This is a genomic window from Stenotrophomonas maltophilia, from assembly GCF_006970445.1.
GTDB lineage: Bacteria > Pseudomonadota > Gammaproteobacteria > Xanthomonadales > Xanthomonadaceae > Stenotrophomonas > Stenotrophomonas maltophilia_AU.
Map to the genome: position 1 here is coordinate 2,324,853 of NZ_CP033877.1, position 18,171 is coordinate 2,343,023.

The 18,171-nt window shown below is 66.9% G+C and carries 16 protein-coding genes; 11 read left to right on the plus strand and 5 right to left on the minus strand.

Annotation, left to right across the window (positions count from 1 at the left end):
• Nucleotides 1-44: 44 nt before the first annotated feature.
• Both EGM71_RS10775 and EGM71_RS10780 read right to left on the minus strand, forming a co-directional pair.
• Nucleotides 45-941, minus strand: coding sequence for a tyrosine-protein phosphatase (locus EGM71_RS10775; protein WP_188484910.1), 897 nt, complete (start codon nt 939-941; stop codon nt 45-47).
• Between the two features lie 17 nt (nt 942-958).
• Complete coding sequence (locus EGM71_RS10780; RefSeq protein ID WP_188484911.1) at nt 959-3,247, minus strand: TonB-dependent receptor; 2,289 nt, start codon at nt 3,245-3,247, stop codon at nt 959-961.
• Nucleotides 3,248-3,370: 123 nt separating this feature from the next.
• Here EGM71_RS10780 and EGM71_RS10785 point away from each other — a divergent pair, with 123 nt between their 5' ends.
• From EGM71_RS10785 to EGM71_RS10810, 6 genes are all read left to right on the plus strand, one after another.
• Complete coding sequence (locus tag EGM71_RS10785; RefSeq protein ID WP_188484912.1) at nt 3,371-4,015, plus strand: TetR/AcrR family transcriptional regulator; 645 nt, start codon at nt 3,371-3,373, stop codon at nt 4,013-4,015.
• 82 nt (nt 4,016-4,097) lie between these two features.
• Nucleotides 4,098-4,667, plus strand: a complete 570-nt coding sequence (locus tag EGM71_RS10790; protein ID WP_188484913.1) for an AprI/Inh family metalloprotease inhibitor — start codon at nt 4,098-4,100, stop codon at nt 4,665-4,667.
• 69 nt (nt 4,668-4,736) lie between these two features.
• Nucleotides 4,737-5,696, plus strand: coding sequence for a cation diffusion facilitator family transporter (locus EGM71_RS10795; RefSeq protein WP_188484914.1), 960 nt, complete (start codon nt 4,737-4,739; stop codon nt 5,694-5,696).
• A gap of 72 nt (nt 5,697-5,768) precedes the next feature.
• Nucleotides 5,769-6,395 carry a DNA-3-methyladenine glycosylase gene (locus EGM71_RS10800; RefSeq protein WP_188484915.1) on the plus strand — a complete coding sequence of 209 codons (627 nt, stop codon included), beginning with the start codon at nt 5,769-5,771 and terminating at the stop codon, nt 6,393-6,395.
• Nucleotides 6,396-6,510: 115 nt separating this feature from the next.
• Nucleotides 6,511-8,220, plus strand: coding sequence for a sensor domain-containing diguanylate cyclase (locus EGM71_RS10805; RefSeq protein ID WP_188484916.1), 1,710 nt, complete (start codon nt 6,511-6,513; stop codon nt 8,218-8,220).
• 79 nt (nt 8,221-8,299) lie between these two features.
• Nucleotides 8,300-9,460: a M23 family metallopeptidase gene (locus EGM71_RS10810; protein WP_188484917.1), complete on the plus strand. Its 1,161-nt coding sequence runs from the start codon at nt 8,300-8,302 to the stop codon at nt 9,458-9,460.
• Nucleotides 9,461-9,465: 5 nt separating this feature from the next.
• Here the strand turns inward: EGM71_RS10810 and EGM71_RS10815 are convergent, their stop codons facing one another.
• Nucleotides 9,466-11,409: a MacB family efflux pump subunit gene (locus EGM71_RS10815; protein ID WP_188484918.1), complete on the minus strand. Its 1,944-nt coding sequence runs from the start codon at nt 11,407-11,409 to the stop codon at nt 9,466-9,468.
• 2 nt (nt 11,410-11,411) lie between these two features.
• Nucleotides 11,412-12,593 carry an efflux RND transporter periplasmic adaptor subunit gene (locus EGM71_RS10820; RefSeq protein WP_188484919.1) on the minus strand — a complete coding sequence of 394 codons (1,182 nt, stop codon included), beginning with the start codon at nt 12,591-12,593 and terminating at the stop codon, nt 11,412-11,414.
• Nucleotides 12,594-12,830: 237 nt separating this feature from the next.
• Between EGM71_RS10820 and EGM71_RS10825 the strand changes: the two genes are divergently transcribed.
• The 4 genes from EGM71_RS10825 to EGM71_RS10840 all read left to right on the plus strand — a co-directional run bounded on the left by EGM71_RS10825 (nt 12,831) and on the right by EGM71_RS10840 (nt 16,374).
• Nucleotides 12,831-13,397 (plus strand): hypothetical protein, encoded by a 567-nt coding sequence (locus EGM71_RS10825; RefSeq protein WP_188484920.1) that lies wholly within the window; start codon nt 12,831-12,833, stop codon nt 13,395-13,397.
• Nucleotides 13,398-13,450: 53 nt separating this feature from the next.
• Nucleotides 13,451-14,167, plus strand: coding sequence for a response regulator (locus tag EGM71_RS10830; RefSeq protein WP_188484921.1), 717 nt, complete (start codon nt 13,451-13,453; stop codon nt 14,165-14,167).
• Between the two features lie 3 nt (nt 14,168-14,170).
• Nucleotides 14,171-15,247, plus strand: coding sequence for an ATP-binding protein (locus EGM71_RS10835; RefSeq protein ID WP_032970513.1), 1,077 nt, complete (start codon nt 14,171-14,173; stop codon nt 15,245-15,247).
• Nucleotides 15,248-15,447: 200 nt separating this feature from the next.
• The gene (locus tag EGM71_RS10840) at nt 15,448-16,374 is read left to right on the plus strand and encodes an ABC transporter six-transmembrane domain-containing protein (RefSeq protein WP_188484922.1); all 927 of its coding nucleotides are present in this window, start codon (nt 15,448-15,450) and stop codon (nt 16,372-16,374) included.
• Nucleotides 16,375-16,467: 93 nt separating this feature from the next.
• Here the strand turns inward: EGM71_RS10840 and EGM71_RS10845 are convergent, their stop codons facing one another.
• Nucleotides 16,468-17,082, minus strand: a complete 615-nt coding sequence (locus tag EGM71_RS10845) for a TetR/AcrR family transcriptional regulator (protein ID WP_188484923.1) — start codon at nt 17,080-17,082, stop codon at nt 16,468-16,470.
• Nucleotides 17,083-17,250: 168 nt separating this feature from the next.
• On the opposite strand from EGM71_RS10845, the gene EGM71_RS10850 reads away from it, so the two are divergent.
• Nucleotides 17,251-18,087, plus strand: coding sequence for a siderophore-interacting protein (locus EGM71_RS10850; RefSeq protein ID WP_188484924.1), 837 nt, complete (start codon nt 17,251-17,253; stop codon nt 18,085-18,087).
• Nucleotides 18,088-18,171: the final 84 nt, after the last annotated feature.

The following is an 18,171-nucleotide window of genomic DNA, read 5'->3' on the forward strand; positions in this document are numbered from 1 at the left end:
CAGGTGCCGGCGCTGTCCGGCACCTGCCCTCGACCTGGCAGGATTCAGCCGGCTTGCCCCAGCCGCACCTTCAGCTGCTGGATCTCCTGTTCGCTGACCCCGATCGACTTCAGGTACCCTTCCGCACCACCGTACTGGCTGTGCAGCGCGGCCAGGAACTGTTCCATGTTGTCCGGTGCGGTACCGGACATGCCAGCCATCTTGCGTGCGATCTCGGGGTTCTGCTTGATCAGCGCCATGATCTGCGCGTTCATCGCGCTGTCCTTCGGCTGCCCTTCCAGGTAGTGCGCGGAGATCGCGTAGTTGTGCACGATCTCGGCCTTGGGAACGCCCGCCAGGTCCAGCAGCAGGCCGGCGATGATGCCGGTGCGGTCCTTGCCGGCCGTGCAATGGAACAGCACGGCGCCATCCTGCTGCGCGGCGATGCGCTGGAACACCTGCTTGAACTGCGGCTGGCTGTGGCCCAGCCACTGCACATAGGCTTCGCCGAGCGAATCGGGGAAGCTGCTCATCATCTTCTGCAGGTCCATCTTCTCGGTGCCCATCAGCGAGATGCGCTGGTAGTCGAAGCGATCGTCCCTGGCCAGCAGGTCCGGCGACTGCGCTTCCTCATCGGCGGTGCGCAGGTCGATGTCCAGCTTCACGCCTGCAGCGACCAGGGCATCACGGTCGGCATCGGTGAGGCGGCCTAGGTCGGCGGTGCGCACGAACGCATCGCCCGGAATCGGGCCGTGGCGGCCCTGCAGGCCGGCGAAGCTTCGCACGTTCCAGGCCCCCTGCAGCGGGATCACGCGCTGCGCGTCGGCAGCGACCGGCTTCACGTTGGCTACGGCCGTCGGCTTCGCGGCGGCGGCCTGCGGTGCGTCGGCCGCAACGGCGGTCACGGCCAGCGGGAGGCTCAGCATCAGGGCCAGGGCGAGTTCGGTATGGCGGATCTTCATGGGGTTCTCCGTTCGCATCAGAAGTTGACGGCCATTTCCAGGCCGAAGGTACGCGGGTCGTTGAAGATGCCGCTCTGGCCCAGCGCCGCGCTGTTGATCTTGTAGAACAGGTGCTGCTCATCCAGCAGGTTGCGTGCCCACAACGAGAACGACATCGTGGTGCCGGTGCTGTTGACCGGAACGTCCACCAGCGCCACCCGTGCATTCACCACGAACGAACTGTCGGTGAGCATCTGGTCGTATTCGCTGGTGTAGTAACCATCGGACCAGTTGCCATCCACATGAAACTTCAGCGCCGAGAAATTGGCGAATGGCACCAGATAGTCGACCGACAGGCTGCCCGCGTTCTTCGGCGCCAGCAGCGGCTGCACGGTCACCTGCACCCCTGCGCCGAACGGGTCGGTCGCGGTCTGCGCATCGATCTTCGTGTAGGCGTAGTTGAGGCCGAGCGTGAGGTTGTCGACCGGCATCACGTTGAACTCCAGCTCCGCGCCACGCGACTTGCCATCGCTCAGCGCATTGGTGGTGACCATGGTGGTACGGGTTTCACCGCTGTTCGGGTCGAACGGTAGCGAGAAGTCCATCTGCTTGTGTGCGATGGTCGAATCGAACACGGCCAGGTTCAGGCGCGCGCGGTTGTCCCAGAACTGCGATTTGAAGCCCAGCTCATAGGCTGTTACTTCTTCCGGACCGAACGCGGTGTAGTTGGTGGAGCGCGAGTTGGCACCGCCGGCCTTGAAGCCGGTGCTGTATTTGGCATAGACCATTGCGTGCTCGCCGAGGTCGTAGGCGATGTTGACCATCGGGTCGAAGCGGCTCCAGCGGTCCTTGAAGGCGAGATTCGTCGCCGCGCCGTTGACGATGTACAGGCTGCCCTTCTTGTCATCGCGGGTGTAGCGGCCGCCTGCAGTCAGGTGCAGGCGCTGCAGTGCTTCCGGCGTCCACGTGGCCTGGCCGAACACACCCAGGCTGTCGGTCCACGCCTTGCTGGCGCGGTCGATGCGTACCCGCGAGAGATCCAGCGGATTGGTCGCCGGGTTCACCGTGTAGTTGTTGCCACCCGGCCCCCACACCAGCATGTTCGGGGTCTGCGCATTGTCACCGGCGGTTTCGTGGTAGTAGAACGCACCGCCGAGGAACTGCACCTGCGAGGTGTTGCCGATCAGCTGGAACTCCTGGCTGTACTGGTGCTGGTAGACCTGCGCCAGGCTGTAACGACCGAATGGCGTGCCGGCGCCACCATAGGCGGAAATCGCATCGACCAGGCCCATGTCGAACTGGCCCTGGGTCAGTTCGCGGTAGGAACTGATCGACTTCAGCTCCAGGTTGTCATTCAACACCCACGACAGGTTCAACAGATGGCCACTGGTGCGGCCGATGTTGTCATCCTGCGGTCCACCGAGGATTGCGCTGTCGCGGCGGTCCAGGCTGGCGCCGGCCTTCTGCAGCGGGCTGAGGTAGGCGCCCGGCACCAGCACCTGGGTGTGGTACGGCGTAGTGGCGTCGTAGGAGCGGTCGAACGCGTACAGCAACGAGAAATCATCGCTCGGCTGCCACAGCGCACTCAGGCGTGCGCCGCGCTTGTCGTAGCTGTTGAAGTCACGCTCGCCGCGCATCGGGTTGTCGGTGGTGCCACCGCGCTTGGCCTGCACGGCGTCAATCTTGAAGCTGACATCGCCCACCTTGGGCAGGTCCAGGTGCAGCGCACTGTTGTAGCCGCTGAAATTGGACACGCCAGCGCTGACGCTGCCGCCGAATTCACCGGTGGGCGCCTTGGTCACGATGCTCACCGCGCCGCCTTCGGTATTGCGGCCGAACAGCGTGCCCTGCGGGCCCTTCAACACTTCGATGCGCTCCACGTCGTAGAGCATGTTGCCCAGGCCCTGTGCGCGGCCCATGAACACCCCATCGACGTAGATGCCGACACCGGCGTCGCGCGCCGGCTGGTTGGCGTCGCCGGAGGCGCCGATGCCGCGGATGCCGATGTTCAGCGCCGAACTGCGGGTAGCGAACGGCGTGACCCGCAGCGATGGGATGGAGCCATCGGACAGGCTGCCCAGCGAAATCGCGCTGCGGTCCTTCAGCGCTTCGGCATCGACCACCGATACCGAGATTGGTGTCTCCTGCAGGTTGGTGGCGCGTTTCTGCGCAGTCACAATCACCTGGTCGAGGGCGACCACGCTGCGCGCGGCATCGGCGGAAGTGGCAGCGTCGGCGCTGGGCGTGTCTTCGGCATGGGCCAGCGCCGGCAGAGCGGCGGCAATGGCGAGGGTGAGCAGCGGGCGGTGCAACAGGGCGTGGCGCATCGGACTCATTCGCGGAAGGAGAAGGCCGGCGCAGTCTGGGAGGCGGGAATTACAAATGAATGACCGTTCATTCACACCTTTTGTGACGTACTATCCCGCCTCTGGACGCCCCGACCTCACGCAATGACGCCGAAAACCGCCGTAGCCGCACCCGCTGATGCCCCCGCCGCCGCCCATGCCGAAGCCCAGCGCCGGCGCATCCTCGACGCCGCCCAGAAGTGCTTCATCACCCGTGGTTTCCATGCCGGTTCGATCGGCGATATCGCCGCCGAGGCCGAGATCAGCCAGGGGCTGATGTACCGCTATTTCGCCAACAAGCGCGCCCTGATCCTGGCCCTGATCGAGCGCCAGCTGCGCCATGACCAGGCCTCGATCAGCGAAATGCCGGCGGCGTCCGATCTGGTTGATGGGCTGCTGGAGTGCTACCAGCAATGGGCACGCGGCGAGGTGCTGCCGATCCATGGCAATGCCATCGCCAGCGTGGCGCTGTATGCGGAGATCAACGCCGAGGCGCATCGCGACCCGGTGCTGGCGGGGGTGCTGCGCACCCATGACAAGCAGACCAGTGCTGCCATCCAGGCCTGGCTGCGCCAGCGCGATGCAAGCCTTGGCCGGGCACTTGACGAAGAGCAGATTGCCGGCCGGACCCTGCTGCTGCGGCTGCTGGTGGAAGGCCTGGCGATGCGTGCGGTACGCGATCCGGACCTGCCGCCGGCGCGGGTGCGCGCCCTGCTGGCCGATGCCATCGGGCGGGTGATGGCCGATTGAAGGGCGTTGAGGCGCGCCATCACACCGCCTCCCGCCCTAGCGGTTCGATACTCGCGCGATCCAACCTGCCGAGGATGCTGCAATGGCCGCCGTGCTCGCCCGTACCTGCCTGCTCGCGCTGTGCTGCCTGGCCCTGCCCGCCCTCGCCCAGGACGCCTCGTTCGGCTTCGGCCAGCAGACCACCCGCACCGACCAGACCACCCAATCGAGCAGCACCGAGGTCCAGAACAGTGGCTCGATGAGCACGCAGACCACCACCAGTGACAGCTCGCAATCCGAGTCGCGCAGCGAAAGCAAAGGTATCGACGTGGGCTTCGGCTTCCGTGACAACAACCACGACTGGCGCGATGACCGCGATATACGCGACAGCGATCTGTTCGGCAGCTGGACACTGGGCCAGGAGAACGGCAGCACCTGTACCATCGAGCTGAAGAACATGGCGTGGTTCGGTGGCTACAGCGCCTATGTGCCTGCCGGCTGCCCGGATGGCTTCTTCTCGGCCAACCGCTGGGTGCTGTCGGGCAACCAGCTGCTGCTGACCGACACCAGCAACACCGTATTCGGGCGCTTCCGTGCCTCGGGAGGTGGGCGCTGGACGGGGTACCGTGAATCGGATGGCGCGCGCTTGTATCTCAATCCCAAGGGGCGCTGATCGCACCGTGCACGCAGTGGGCACGCGCTGATCTGGAAGATCAGGCGTCCGCCTCACCCCGCCGCCGAAATGTCCGCCCCCACCGGCTCCCGTCTCGTCATCTATGCAGCCCTTGCGGGCAATCTGGCCATCGCCGTGGCCAAATTCATCGCAGCCGGCATCTCCGGCAGCTCGGCCATGCTCAGCGAGGGCGTGCATTCACTGGTCGACACCCTCAATGAGGTACTGCTGCTGTACGGCCTGCGTCGTGCAGGCAAGGCCCCTGACCCGGTACATCCCTTCGGCTATGGCCGCGAGCTGTACTTCTGGAGCTTCATCGTCGCCCTGCTGGTGTTCGCGGCCGGTGCCGGCGTCTCGGCCTACGAGGGCATCCAGCACATCCGCCAGCCGGAACCGGCCAGCAACCACGCGCTGAGCTACAGCGTGCTGGGCATCTCCATCCTGTTCGAGGGTGCTTCCTGGTGGGTGGCGCTGCGGGAATTCCGGCGTACCAAGGGCAAACTCGGCTACTTCGAAGCCTTCCGCCGCAGCAAGGACCCGTCCACCTTCACCGTGTTGCTGGAGGACAGTGCCGCCCTTCTGGGCCTGGGCTTCGCGCTGATCGGGCTGCTGGCCGCCCAGCTGCTGGAAATGCCGGTGCTTGATGGCGTTGCGTCACTGTGCATCGCCGGCGTGCTGGCCGCAACGGCCTTCCTTCTGGCGCGTGAGACCAAGGGCCTGCTGGTCGGAGAGCCTGCCCACCCCGCGGTGGCCGAGCGGATCATGGCGGTGGCCGAAACCGATCCGGACCTGCGTCGTGCGAACGGCGTGACCACCATGCAGATGGGGCCGGAACAGGTCGTGGCCATGCTCAGCGCCGAGTTCGAGGACGATCGGCAGACCCCGCAGATCGAAGCCTGCATCACCCGCATCGAAACGGCGGTGAAGCGTGAGTATCCGGAACTGGTTGCACTGTTCATCAAACCACAGACACCCGAGGTCTATGCCTCCCGCCGCGCGGCACTGGCCGCTCCGCCTGCGCAGGAATGATGCTGCGTCTGCGCCCGTTTCACCTGACCGATGCCACAGTGCCACTCTCTTTCACCCGAGGCTGCCACTACCGTGCCGGACTGGTTGCCCGCTTCACTGCAGATCCTTCCGCGCCGCTTCTACCAGCGCCTGTCTACCGACGTTGCGCCGGAGCTGCTCAACAAGCTGCTGGTGCGCGACGATGGTCGCGCGGCGCGCATCGTCGAAGTCGAGGCCTATGCCGGCAGCATCGATCCGGCGGCGCACTCCTATCGCGGGCAAACGCCGCGCACCGCCAGCATGTTCGGTGAGGCCGGCCATCTGTATGTCTACTTCACCTACGGCATGCACTGGGGCAGCAACGTGGTCTGCGGCGAAACCGGCGAAGGCGTGGCCGTCCTGCTGCGCGCCGCCGAGCCATTGGCGGGGCTGGAACGAATGCGCGAGCTGCGCCCGGCGGCTCGACGTGACCATGATCTGGCCAGCGGCCCCGGCAAGCTCTCGCAGGCCTTCGGGCTGGACCGCAGCTTCGATGGCGCAGACCTGGTGAAAGGCAGCCACGGCATTGTCATTGCCAGCGATGGCGTACCTCCCCCCAGGGATCCGGTGGTCGGGCCCCGCATCGGCATCACCCGTGCAGTGGACTTTCCCTGGCGCTGGCATGTTCGCGACCACCGTCACGTTTCGGTGCGCCCTTCTCGCGTGCCCCGCAAATCCTGACCGGGATGCGTCACGTCGGCGTCACCCCGTCGTGGCGATACATAACGGGGTACACACTAGCGTAGTGCCCGACAGCCGCCAAAGCCGCCCTCGCCACCCTGCCCTGAAAAGCACCATGGACGAAGCCGAACGACTGCTTGAACTCGACCGCCTGCATCTGCTCGACACCCCGCCAGAGCCCGTTTTTGATGCGATCGTGGCTGCCGCCCGCGCCGCCACCGGCATGACCATGGCGCTGATCTCGGTGGTGGCCGACGAGCGCCAGTGGTTCAAGGCCAACATCGGGCTGGAAGGCGTCAGCGAAACCGCACGTGAGATTTCGTTCTGCACGCACGCCATCCAGCAGGACGCGCTGTTCGAGATCCCGGACGCACGCCAGGACCCGCGTTTCGCCACCAATCCGCTGGTCACCGGCGGCCCACGCATCCGCCACTACGCGGGCATCTCGCTGGGCTCGGCGCACGGCGCGCGGATCGGAACACTGTGCCTGCTCGACCCGATGCCGGGCGTGCTGTCTCCCTCGCAGCGCGAACTGATGGTGCATCTGGCGCGGGTCACCACCCAGGTACTGGAGCAGCGCAGCACGCTGATGGCGCAGGTCGGCCAGGCCAAGGCCCTGCATCGTGAGTTGAAGCGCAGCGAGGACTTCCTGGAACGCACCAACCGTGCGGCGCGGGTCGGCGGCTGGGAAATGGACCTGGCCAGCAACGAAGTGCGCTGGACCCGCGAGACCAAGCAGATCCACGGCGTGCGCAGCAACTTCGAACCGACGCTCGACACCGCGCTCTCGTTCTATCGCGAGGACAGCCGCAACATCATCCGCACGGCGGTGCAGCGTTGCATCGATGAAGGCACGTCGTGGGAGGTGCAGCTGCCGATGACCACCGCCGACGGGCGAGCCATCTGGACCCGCGTGGTTGGGGGCCGACAGCAGGTCGATGGCCGGCCGCGGCTGGTCGGCGCCATCCAGGACATCACCGAGGAGCGTGCCGCGCTGGATGCCCTGGAGGCTAGCGAAACCCGCTACCGGCGGCTGTTCCACTACAGCCTTGGGCTGATCTGCACGCATACGCTGGAAGGTGTGCTGACCTCGGTGAACCCCGCGGCCGTGCAGTCGCTGGGCTTCGATGAGAGCTACATGATCGGGCGCAGCCTGTGCGACCTGATGCCGCCGGAGAAACGGGCCGCCTTCAAGGCGTATCTGGGACGCATCGCAGTCAACCACACCGATGCCGGCGTCATCGAGCTGATCGCCGCCGATGGCACCCGCCATTTCTGGGCCTATCACAACGTGCTCGACAGCGAGGCCAATCCCCCATACGTGCTGGGCCATGCGCAGGACGTGACGGCGCTGAGGATGCAGGAACAGCAACTGCGCGAGATGTCCTTCAAGGATCCGCTCACCCAGAGCTACAACCGCCGCTTCCTGCCACGCCTGGACGAACTGATCGACCAGCCCTGGGCCTGCCTGATGTTCGATCTGGATCATTTCAAGCAGATCAACGACACCCAGGGCCATGCGCGGGGTGACACGGTACTGGTCGAGTTCGCCGCCTTCCTGCGTGCCCCGCTGGGTGCGGCGGAGAACGTGGTGCGCATGGGCGGCGACGAATTCATGGTGGTGCTGACCGCGCCGGAACCGGGACGGCTGGCCGCACTGGAGCAGTGGTATGTGCAGCAGGCGGGACAGTCACCCACGCCGTTCTCGCTCGGTTCGACCCACCACACTCCCGGCGAATCGGTGGCCGATACCCTGCAGCGTGCCGACAGCCGCCTGTATCGCGAGCGTGCACGCGTGCGCCAGCATCCCCGTCCGGAGCCTTGACACGTCCGCCGGTGTACCGGCGCCCCCGGCGTAGCGCTATGCTCGGCAGCGGCCACCGTCGGCCTTTGGGGGAACACGCATGACCCGCAGCGTCTGCCTGGCTCTGCTGCTGTTGCTGCTTCCTTCCCCCGCGTTGCCAACGCCTGCGCCTGCGCCGGTCGAAGCACGGGTACCCTTCGCACCGACTCCCTTCGTTGGCAGCGACGGCCTGCGCCATCTGGCCTACGAGCTGCACATCACCAACTACTACGGCGACACCGGGGCGCTGCAGCCGCAATCGCTGCAGGTGTTCGGTGACGATGCCGAGACACCGCTGCTGAGCCTGGATGCCCCTGCGCTGCGCCACTGGGTACGGCCGTCGCCTTCAGAGGATGACGCCATCTCCATTGCAGCGGGAAAGCGCATGGTGGTGTTCCTGTGGCTGTCACTGCCGGCCACCGATAACGTGCCGCACGTCCTTCGCCACCGCATGTTGCTGGGCACCGGGCAGCACGGCAGCGTGGAACTGGATGGCGCCCGGGTTGCGGTCAACGCGGCGCCGGTGATGGCGCTCGGTCCGCCCCTGCAAGGCGGTCGATGGCTCGCCCACGAAGGGCCTGGCGCGGCGCAGTCGCACCACTGGGGCAGCCTGGTGGCGGTGAATGGTGATCTGACCATTCCGCAGCGCTTCGCGCTCGATCTGGTCGGCGTCGACGACCGTGGGCGTGCCGTGCGCCCAACGATCCGCGATCTGCAGCACACCCGCCATTCGGACTGGGTGGGTTATGCGGCGCCCGTGCTGGCCGTGGCGGACGGCATCGTGCGTGCGGTCCGTGATGGTCAGCCCGAGCACCCGCCGTTGACCGCTCAGCCGGAACCCTCTTCACTGACAGCGGATGGCCTGTTCGGCAACTACGTTGTCCTGGAAATCTCGCCGGGCGTCTTTGCCAGCTACGCCCATCTGCGCACCGGCAGCATCAGGGTAAAGCCCGGGCAACGGGTCCAGCGCGGACAGGCATTGGCCCAGCTCGGCCAGTCGGGCAATTCCGCCGCCCCCCACCTGCACTTCCAGCTTTCCAACAAGGCCACGTTCGAAGGGTCCGAGGGCATTCCGTTCGTCTTCCAGGCCTTCGACGATTTCGGTCCTGAAAGCGAGGCGCAGCTGTTCGGCCAAGGGGATGCCTGGAAACCCGGCGTGGCCGTGCCGCGCGGCAACCAATTGCCGCTGAACGACATCGTCATTGCCTTCCCGCTGCGCTGACACGCTCACTCCGCCGCCAGCGCCTGGATCGGATCCAGCTGCGCCGCGCTGCGTGCCGGGAAATAGCCGAAGCCGAGCCCGATCGCAGACGAGCATGCCAACGCCGCCAGCACCGGCCCCACCGTGAACAGGAATGGCACACCCAGCGACAACAGGCTGGACAGCGCCCCCACCCCGAACGCGAACAGCACCCCCAGCACGCCACCGAACAGGCAGATCAGCACGGCCTCGATCAGGAACTGGCGCAGGATGTCGCCCTGCCGCGCGCCCACCGCCAGCCGCACGCCGATCTCGCGCACGCGCTCCTTCACCGAGACCAGCATGATGTTCATCACCCCCACCCCGCCGACCACCAGCGCCACGGCGGCAATGGCAGAGACCAGCGCGGCCATGGTCTGGCTGGATTTCATCACCGCCTTGCGGATCTGGTCGGCGTTGTAGATGAAGAAATCGCGGCGGCCATGCAGGCGCTCCAGCTCGGCGCCCAGCGAGGCCTCGGCGGCATTGGTGGGTACGTTGTCGCGTACGCGCACGGTGATGCTCTCCAGCCGCTGGCTGCCCAGCAGCCGCGAAGCCGCCGAGGTGTACGGCACGTAGACCGTGGGGGTTGCACCACCCGCGAACGCATTGGCCCCGACCACACCGATCACCTCCACCGGCATGCCGCCCAGCAGCACCGTGCTGCCGATCGGGCTGCCGCTGAACAGCGCTTTGGCGGCCTTCTGATCGACCACACCTACTGCTCGATGTGCATCCACTTCGGCGTCGGTGAAGAAGCGGCCAGCCTTCAGTCGCAGCCCACGCACGCGCGGCATGTCGGCCCCTACGCCCAGCACCTGGGTGTTGGCACGCCGGTTGCCCTGCAGCGCCGCCACCGATCCGCTCAGGTTCGGGCTTACGCTGTCCACGTAACTCAACGCCGCAAGATGGTCCGCGTCGCCCACCACCAGTGTCTCGATCTCCGCCGAGCGGGGGTCGCCGAAATCGGCGCCCGGGAAGATCTCCAGCGTACTGGCACCCAGTTCGTTGATCTGCGACTCGACCTGCGCCTGTGCGCCCTTGCCCAACGCAACCACGGTCACTACCGCCGCGACACCGATGATGATGCCGAGCATGGTCAGCAGTGTGCGCAGGCGATGGGCCAGCATCGAGCGCACGGCCATGCGCGCGGCTTCGCGGACTGCATCAATGCGTGCGCGGCGCTCGGTGACCGGCGACGCGCCGCGTTCGGTCGCGCGCCCCGAAGTCGCAGCACGCAATCCTGGCTCGGCGCGGTCGGCCACCACCCGGCCGTCGGCGATCTCGATCACCCGCGCCGCGTTGGCGGCGATCGCCGCATCATGCGTGACCAGGATCACCGTGTGGCCCTGCGCATGCAGGCGCTTCAGCTCGGCCATCACCTGCTGGCCACTGGCGTGATCCAGCGCGCCGGTCGGCTCATCGGCCAGCACGATCGCGCCGCCGTTCATCAGCGAACGGGCAATGGACACGCGCTGCTGCTGGCCACCGGACAGCTGGCTCGGCCGGTTCCCGGTGCGTTCGCCCAACCCCAGTGTCTCCAGCAGCGTGCGTGCGCGCGCATTACGTGTCTCTGCGTCCACGCCCGCATAGACCGCCGGCAGCGCCACGTTCTCGGTGGCACTCAGGTTCTCCATCAGGTTGTAGCGTTGGAAGATGAACCCGAAATGCTCACGGCGCAGCCGTGCCAGCGCGTCCGGCGCCATCTGCTCGGTGGCCTCGCCGTTCACGCGGTAGCTGCCCTCGGTCGGCCGGTCCAGGCAACCCAGGATGTTCATCAGTGTGGACTTGCCCGAGCCCGAGGGGCCGATGATGGCGATGAACTCACCGGCGTCGATGCGCAGCGAGACCTCCTTCAGCACCACCACTTCACCGGCGGCCGAGCGATAGGCGCGCGATACGCCATGCAGTTCCAGCAGTGCGTCGGCCATGCTCACATCCCCAGCAGGCTGGTGGGTTCGGTGTCGTTGCCGCTCGGTGCCTGGCCAACCACCACGTTCTCGCCGGCCTTGAGGCCGGACAGGATCTGCACAGCGGTGGCGGTACGCAGCCCGGTGGTCACTGCGCGCTCGCGGGCACGGCCTTTCGCATCGACCACCTGCACGGTTGCGCCGTTGCCGTTCTTGTCGTCGGACTCGCCCAGCGCGATCAGCGGCACCTGCAGTGCATTGGCCACGCGTGCCAGCTGGATCGTCACTTTCACCGTCATCGAAGGCTTCAGCTTCAGGCCGGGATTGGCCACATCGAACAGGCCGGCGTAGTACACCGCCTTCGGCGTCTGCGCCGATCCACCGCTGCTGCCACTGGCCGCGTCGGCAATCGACGACGGCGCGGGCTCAAGCTGCTGCAGGTGCGATTCATAGCGGCGGCCGCTCGGCCCCAACGTCGAGAACCACAACGGCTGGCCGGGTGCGATCAGTTCCACGTCGGCCTCGGCGATCTCGGCGCGTACGGTCATCGTGTCCATCTGTGCCAGCATCACGATGGTCGGCGTGGTCTGCATCGAGTTCAGCGTCTGCCCCGCCTTGGTGACGATGGCCACGATATAGCCCTCGGACGGCGAGACGATACGGGTGTAGCCGAGGTTGATACGGGCGGTTTCCACCTGGGTCACCGCCTGGTCGATCTGCGCCTGCAACGCGGCGGCCTCCGCGCGCGCCGCATCGCGCGCCACACGGGCCGCTTCGAAGCCTTCCTGCGAGACCAGCCGCGATGCCACCAGCTGCGACTGGCGCTCGTACGTGCGAAGGGCCTGGCTGTAACGCGCCTGGCTGGCCGCGTGCTGGGCACGCAGTGTGTTGGTGGCTGCTTCGGCACTACGCAGGGCAATGCGCTGCGGCTGTGAATCCACTTCGGCAATCAGGTCGCCGGCCTGTACGTGCTGGCCCAGCACTACATGCAGGCGCTTCACCTGCCCCGAGACCTGCGCGCCCACGGCCACCAGCTCCTTCGGATTGACCCGGCCGACCGCCTGCACGGTCTTCTCCAGATCGGCGACCCTTGCCGGTGCGGTGATCAACGCGGCATCATCGCTCTCGGCAAATGCCCACCAGCTGCCGCCGCCGGCAATAACGGCCAGCGTTGCGGCAATGATCCAGGTCCTGCGGTTGTTCATCGAAACTTCCGGGGCTGCGTGCAGTCGCCCGGTGCGACCGCCAGGGCCGCAGTCTGGAAGCCGCAGGTGGATGTTTCTTGGAGCCATTGTGGAGATTGGATGGAGACGCGACCGCCGTTCAGGCACCGCGTCGGCAGCTGAATCCAGAGCGTGGCTCCACGCAATCTCGACACAATCTCGACCGAGTCTCCATCAACGGGCGCTAGCCTCGTCGGCCTCGCCGACTGCCTGCCCACCGTGACCCGCCCCTATCCCGAGCTGCCCCCGATTGATGTGCGCCGCGCCTACCTGGCCTGGTGTGCGCCCTCGCCCTGGTGGCTGGCGCTGGTGATGGCATCGACCACCGCCTGGCTGCTGGCCAGCCAGCATCCGATGCCCCCACTGCTGACGGGCCTCGGCGCCGCCGCGCTGGGCTGGTTCCGCAGCGATGGCCCCGGCCATGCCACCCGCGCGGGAACAGCGGCCTCGCTGCTGCTCATCGGGCTGGCGATGGTGTCCGCCACGGCCTCCGGCTCCCATGCCACGCTGCCGCTGCTGCTCGCGGTGACAGCGCTACTGCTGGTTGCCCTGCTGGCGCTGCGGCTGCGCGCCATCATCGCCATGGCGGCGCGCCTGCAGGCACGGGTGGATGCCACCCCGATGGCGTGCCGATGGACCCACCTGCCGGCAGCGCTCTCCACGCTGATGGTGCAGCGGCTGCGCAGCGTGGATCCGGTGGAGCCGTCCCTGCATCGCACGCTGGTGCTGGCCACACTGGCCTGGGCAGCCAACGAGGAAGCACAGGCCATGGAACGCCGACGATGACCCTGCCGTTGATGCCGAACCTGCCCGCTCCCTCTTTGAACCCGTGCCACCCGATGAAACACGATCTCCGTAGCCGACCGGCTCCCCTGGTCCTGATTGCCGAAGACGAGGGCGAAATCGCCGATATCCTCGGCGCCTACCTGGCCCGCTCCGGACTGCGCAGCGCCCGCGCCGCCGACGGCGAAGCGGCCCTGGCCAGCCACCGCCAACTGCGCCCGGACCTGGTGCTGCTGGATGTGCAGATGCCCAAGCTGGATGGCTGGCAGGTGCTGAGCGAACTGCGGCGGCGCGGTAACACCCCGGTGATCATGCTCACCGCGCTCGACCAGGACGTGGACAAGCTGACCGGCCTGCGCGTCGGCGCCGACGACTACGTGGCCAAGCCGTTCAATCCCGCTGAAATCGTTGCGCGCATCCAGGCCGTGCTGCGCCGCAGTGCTCGCGCCGTCGTCGAAGAACCCAACGGATTGATCCGCCAGGGCCCGTTCGAGATCGACCTGCGCAGCCACGAGGTAACGGTCCGCAACGGCGAGCAGGTGCACGCGCTGAACTTCACCCTCACCGAGTTCCGGCTGCTGGTGCACATGGCACGCGCGCCGCGCCAGGTGCATGCGCGGGTGGACCTGCTGCACGCCTGCCTGCCCGAAGGCGATGCGCAGGAACGTACCGTCGACAGCCATGTCAGCAAACTACGGCGCAAGCTGGAGGATGTGGGCGTGATCGGCATTCCCGCCACCATCCGCGGCGTCGGCTACCGTTTCCTGGACTGAATGATGAATCCCAAAGGCAAGAGCATCGGACGCCAGATCACGCTGTCCATCACGGTGGCCTCGCTGTGTTCGACGGTGCTGTCGATCAGCGGCTTCTACCTGTTCTACTACCTGATGGAGGTGTTCTACCCGCGCTGGTATGACGAGCCGGAAACGATCATGCCATCGGGGCTGGAGTGGCTGTGGATCGGCTTGACCGCCTCCGTTGTCGTCATCTTCGCCACGCTGGTCGCCTCGCGCCTGACCCGCCGCATCATTACCCCGTTGAACTCGGTGGCCGAAAGCCTGCGCCGGGTCGCCAGCGGTGATCTGGAGGCACGTGCACGCGGCGGCGATACCTCGATGACCGAAGCGGCCACGCTGGTCAGCGACTTCAACTCCATGGCCGAGCGGCTGAACCGGATGTCCGAGAACCGGGTGTTCTGGAACGCCGCGATCGCGCACGAACTGCGCACGCCGATGACCATCCTGCGCGGCCGCCTGCAGGGCATTGCCGAAGGGGTATTCGAGCCCGGGCCGGAGCAGTTCAACAGCATGCTCACCCAGCTGGAAGGCCTGACCCGGATCATCGAGGACCTGCGCGTGGTCAGCCTGGCAGAGAGTGGTCATCTGGATCTTCGCCTGCAGCGCAGCGATGTCAGCGTGCAGGTGGCCGCGGTGGTGGAAGCCATGTCCGAAGCGCTGACCGAAAGCGGCTTCTCGGTGACCTTGGATGCGCGCCCGTCACTGGCCGACTGCGATCCCGCACGCATCCGCCAGGCCGTGCTGGCACTGCTGGAGAACGCGCGGCGGCATGCCATTCCGTGCCCGCTGCGAGTGGCCGTCACCCTGGCCGAAGGCCATTGCACCGTAGCGGTGGAGGACGGCGGCCCCGGCGTGCCGGACGAGCTGCGCGACAGCATCTTCGAGGCCTTCCAGCGCACCGATGTCTCGCGTTCCCGGCAGAGCGGTGGCTCCGGGTTGGGCCTGGCGGTGGTGCGTGCGATTGCCGTGGCCCATCACGGAACAGCGCAGTGCCGCGCCACCGAGCGAGGTGGAAGTTCATTTGAAATCCGCTGGCCGGTGCATGCGCGTCGTTGAGGGCGCAAGGTTGCGGCAGACGCTGCTCTGGTAGCGGCCCACCTTGGTGGGCATTCGCATCGCTGAACGGCGCCGATTTCTCCACGCAATCTCCATCGTCCCTCCATGCCCGCTCCAAAGGGCTGCAGATACTGGGCGTGACCAGGGAGGCGGCAGGTATCCAGCCCCCTGCCCTGTCTCCACTTTGCCCAGGCATCCCCATGAAACACCCCCACGATCCGGCGGCCGCCGCCGGTAGCATCGGCCAGCAGAACGCGGCCGCCACCCTCAAGGCCATCCTGCGCACCTACCCGTGGCAGCTCACCGGCACGTTCTCGCTGGTGGCGCTGGAGAACGCGCTCCTGCTGGCGTATCCGCTGTTTGCCGGCTTCGCGGTGGACGCGATCATCCGCGGCGACATCGGCCACGCCATCTCCTACGCCGGCGTGGTGCTGCTGTTCTGGCTGGTCGGTGCCGCGCGCCGTGCGGTCGATACCCGCACCTTTACCCGCATCTATGCCGACCTGGCGGTGAACGTGGTGCAGGCACAGCGCAGGCTGGGCCACGCCACCTCCACCTCGGCCGCACGCGTGGTGCTGGCCCGCGAGTTCGTCGACTTCTTCGAGAAGCACGTGCCGATCATCGCCACCGCGCTGGTATCGATGTTCGGTGCGGCGGTGATGCTGCTGGTGATCGAACCGCTGGTGGGCGCCGCGAGCCTGATCGCCCTGCTCGGCGCAGTGTTGTTGATGCCGTCGTTCGCACGCCGCAACGAGCAGCTGCATGGGCGCCTGAACAACCGGCTGGAACATGAAATCCGACTGGTCGACCGGGTCAGCCCCTCGGTGTTGCGTCGCCACTACACCACGCTGTCGCGGCTGCGCATCCTGCTGTCTGATCGCGAAGCCGGTGCCTTCGTGGTGGTGGGTGCGGCGGCAGCGGTGTTGTTCGCGCTGACCATCGGCCGACTCGCCACCACCGACAGTGTGACGCCGGGTCATGTGTACGCGGTGATGACCTATCTTTGGACGTTCGTCGGCAGCCTGGACGATGCACCATCGATGGTGGATCAGCTGGCGCGCTTGAAGGACATCGGCCGCCGCGTCAGCCCTGGCATGGAAGATGCGGAGCGCAAGGACGACGCTTGACCGGTAGATGCCCACCTTGGTGGGCAACGATGTATCGCGGCGCCAACCAAGGTTGGCGACTACCGGGGCAACGTTGCCAACCAGGATTGGCGGTTACCTCGCGCCTGCCGTGCGCCCGCACATCGTCAATGCACCGATGATCAACGCCTCCATGCTGCGGTCGAACTCGGCCTGCTGTGCCTTCCTGTCCAGTGGCCGCCGCAACGTATCGACCACCGCATTCCGCGAATACACGGTGTCGGCCAACGCCACGGCGTGATAGGCCACGGTCGACAGCAGCCACGCCGCCTGCTCCAGCGGCAGACCATGCACGCGGCTGAATTCGGCATGGTGGCGCTGGATGCGCGCCAGCATCTCCGGTGTCTTCGCGCCGTGGCTGACCAGGAACGGCGCCAGCCCAGGATTACCGTCCACCAGCGTCCGCAATGAACACTGGAACGCACGCAGATCCTCCTCGATGCTGCGCTGGCCAGCGGCTTCGAGCGACGGTGCCTGCCAACGCTCGAAGATCGCCTCGGCCACCAGCTCGCGCAGTGCCGCCAGATTCGCCACATGCTTGTACAGCGCGATGTGGCTGACCCCCAGCGCCGCCGCCACGCCCACGAAGCTCAGCCCCGGCAGCGTCATGGCAATGCCGGCGTCGGCGATGCGCTCGCGGGTGATGCTGGGCGGCCGCCCACGGGCAGCGGTCTTTTTCGGTGCAGCCATGCGGTAACGGCTCCTGCGCGGTGCGCGGGCAAGGGCTGTCATGGTGGTGCGCAGCGATGCAGTGGTCAACGCATCCTGCGGCCGCTGGACAGGCCGGGTTGCGGCGCGATCAATTTAGTTTACTATGATGTAACTAATTCGCATCTGCAGTGTCCAGGATCGTTGTCGATGTCCGCGTCCCCCACTTCCATCACCCCGGCCGGGCCGCTGCGTGGCGCCGACCACGATCGTGGCCTGCAGGCGCTGCAGGTCCAGGTGGTCGCGGTTGCGCAGCCGTGCGCCAGCGTGCTGCGCCTCGTGGTCCAGCTGCCGGAACAGGCAGACACCGCATCCTGGCAGCGTGCCAACACGGCCGTGCGCATCCAGCTGGGCGCCGCGTTCGGCGATGTGTCACGGATCTACACCGTGCGCAGCGTCGATACGGCCACCCGTCAGTTCACTCTGGACGTGGTGCTGCATGAGGCACCGGGGCCGATGCTGGCCTGGGTGCGTGCGCTGCGCTGCGGTGATGCCTTCGATCTCACCGGGCCGCGCCCCCATCTGCAGGTACCGCATCGCGAAGGCACCTGCGCCCTGCTGTTCGCCGACCAAAGCGCCATTCCTGCCCTGTTTGCGCTGCTGCAGCAGTGGCCCACCGGCCTGCAGGCGCAGGCCTGGATCGCCTCGGATGATGCTTTCCCGGTAGACGAACTGCCCGCCATCGAAGGCGTTTGTGTGCACCGCCTCGCCATCGGTCACGCGCCGTTGCTGCAACAGGCGCGCCAACTGCGGCCGGAGCCCGGCAGCACGGTCTGGGCGGCCGGCGAGCGCGAGGAGATGCGCGCCCTGCGCCGCCACTTCATCGACACGGTCGGCCTGCCGCGCACCGATGTTGCCGTGGCCGGCTACTGGAAGCGTGGCGAGACCACCACCGAGACCGACCAGCGTCGCCGCCGCAATTACGAGCGCGTGCTGGCGCGCGGCGGTGGCCTGCAGGACCTCGACGACCTCGCCGACGATATCTGATCCACCCCGCAGCATCCGCGCCCTGCGCTTCGTTCCACCCAGCCACAGATCGCCCACGCACCTCGCGTGCAGCACTGCCACAGC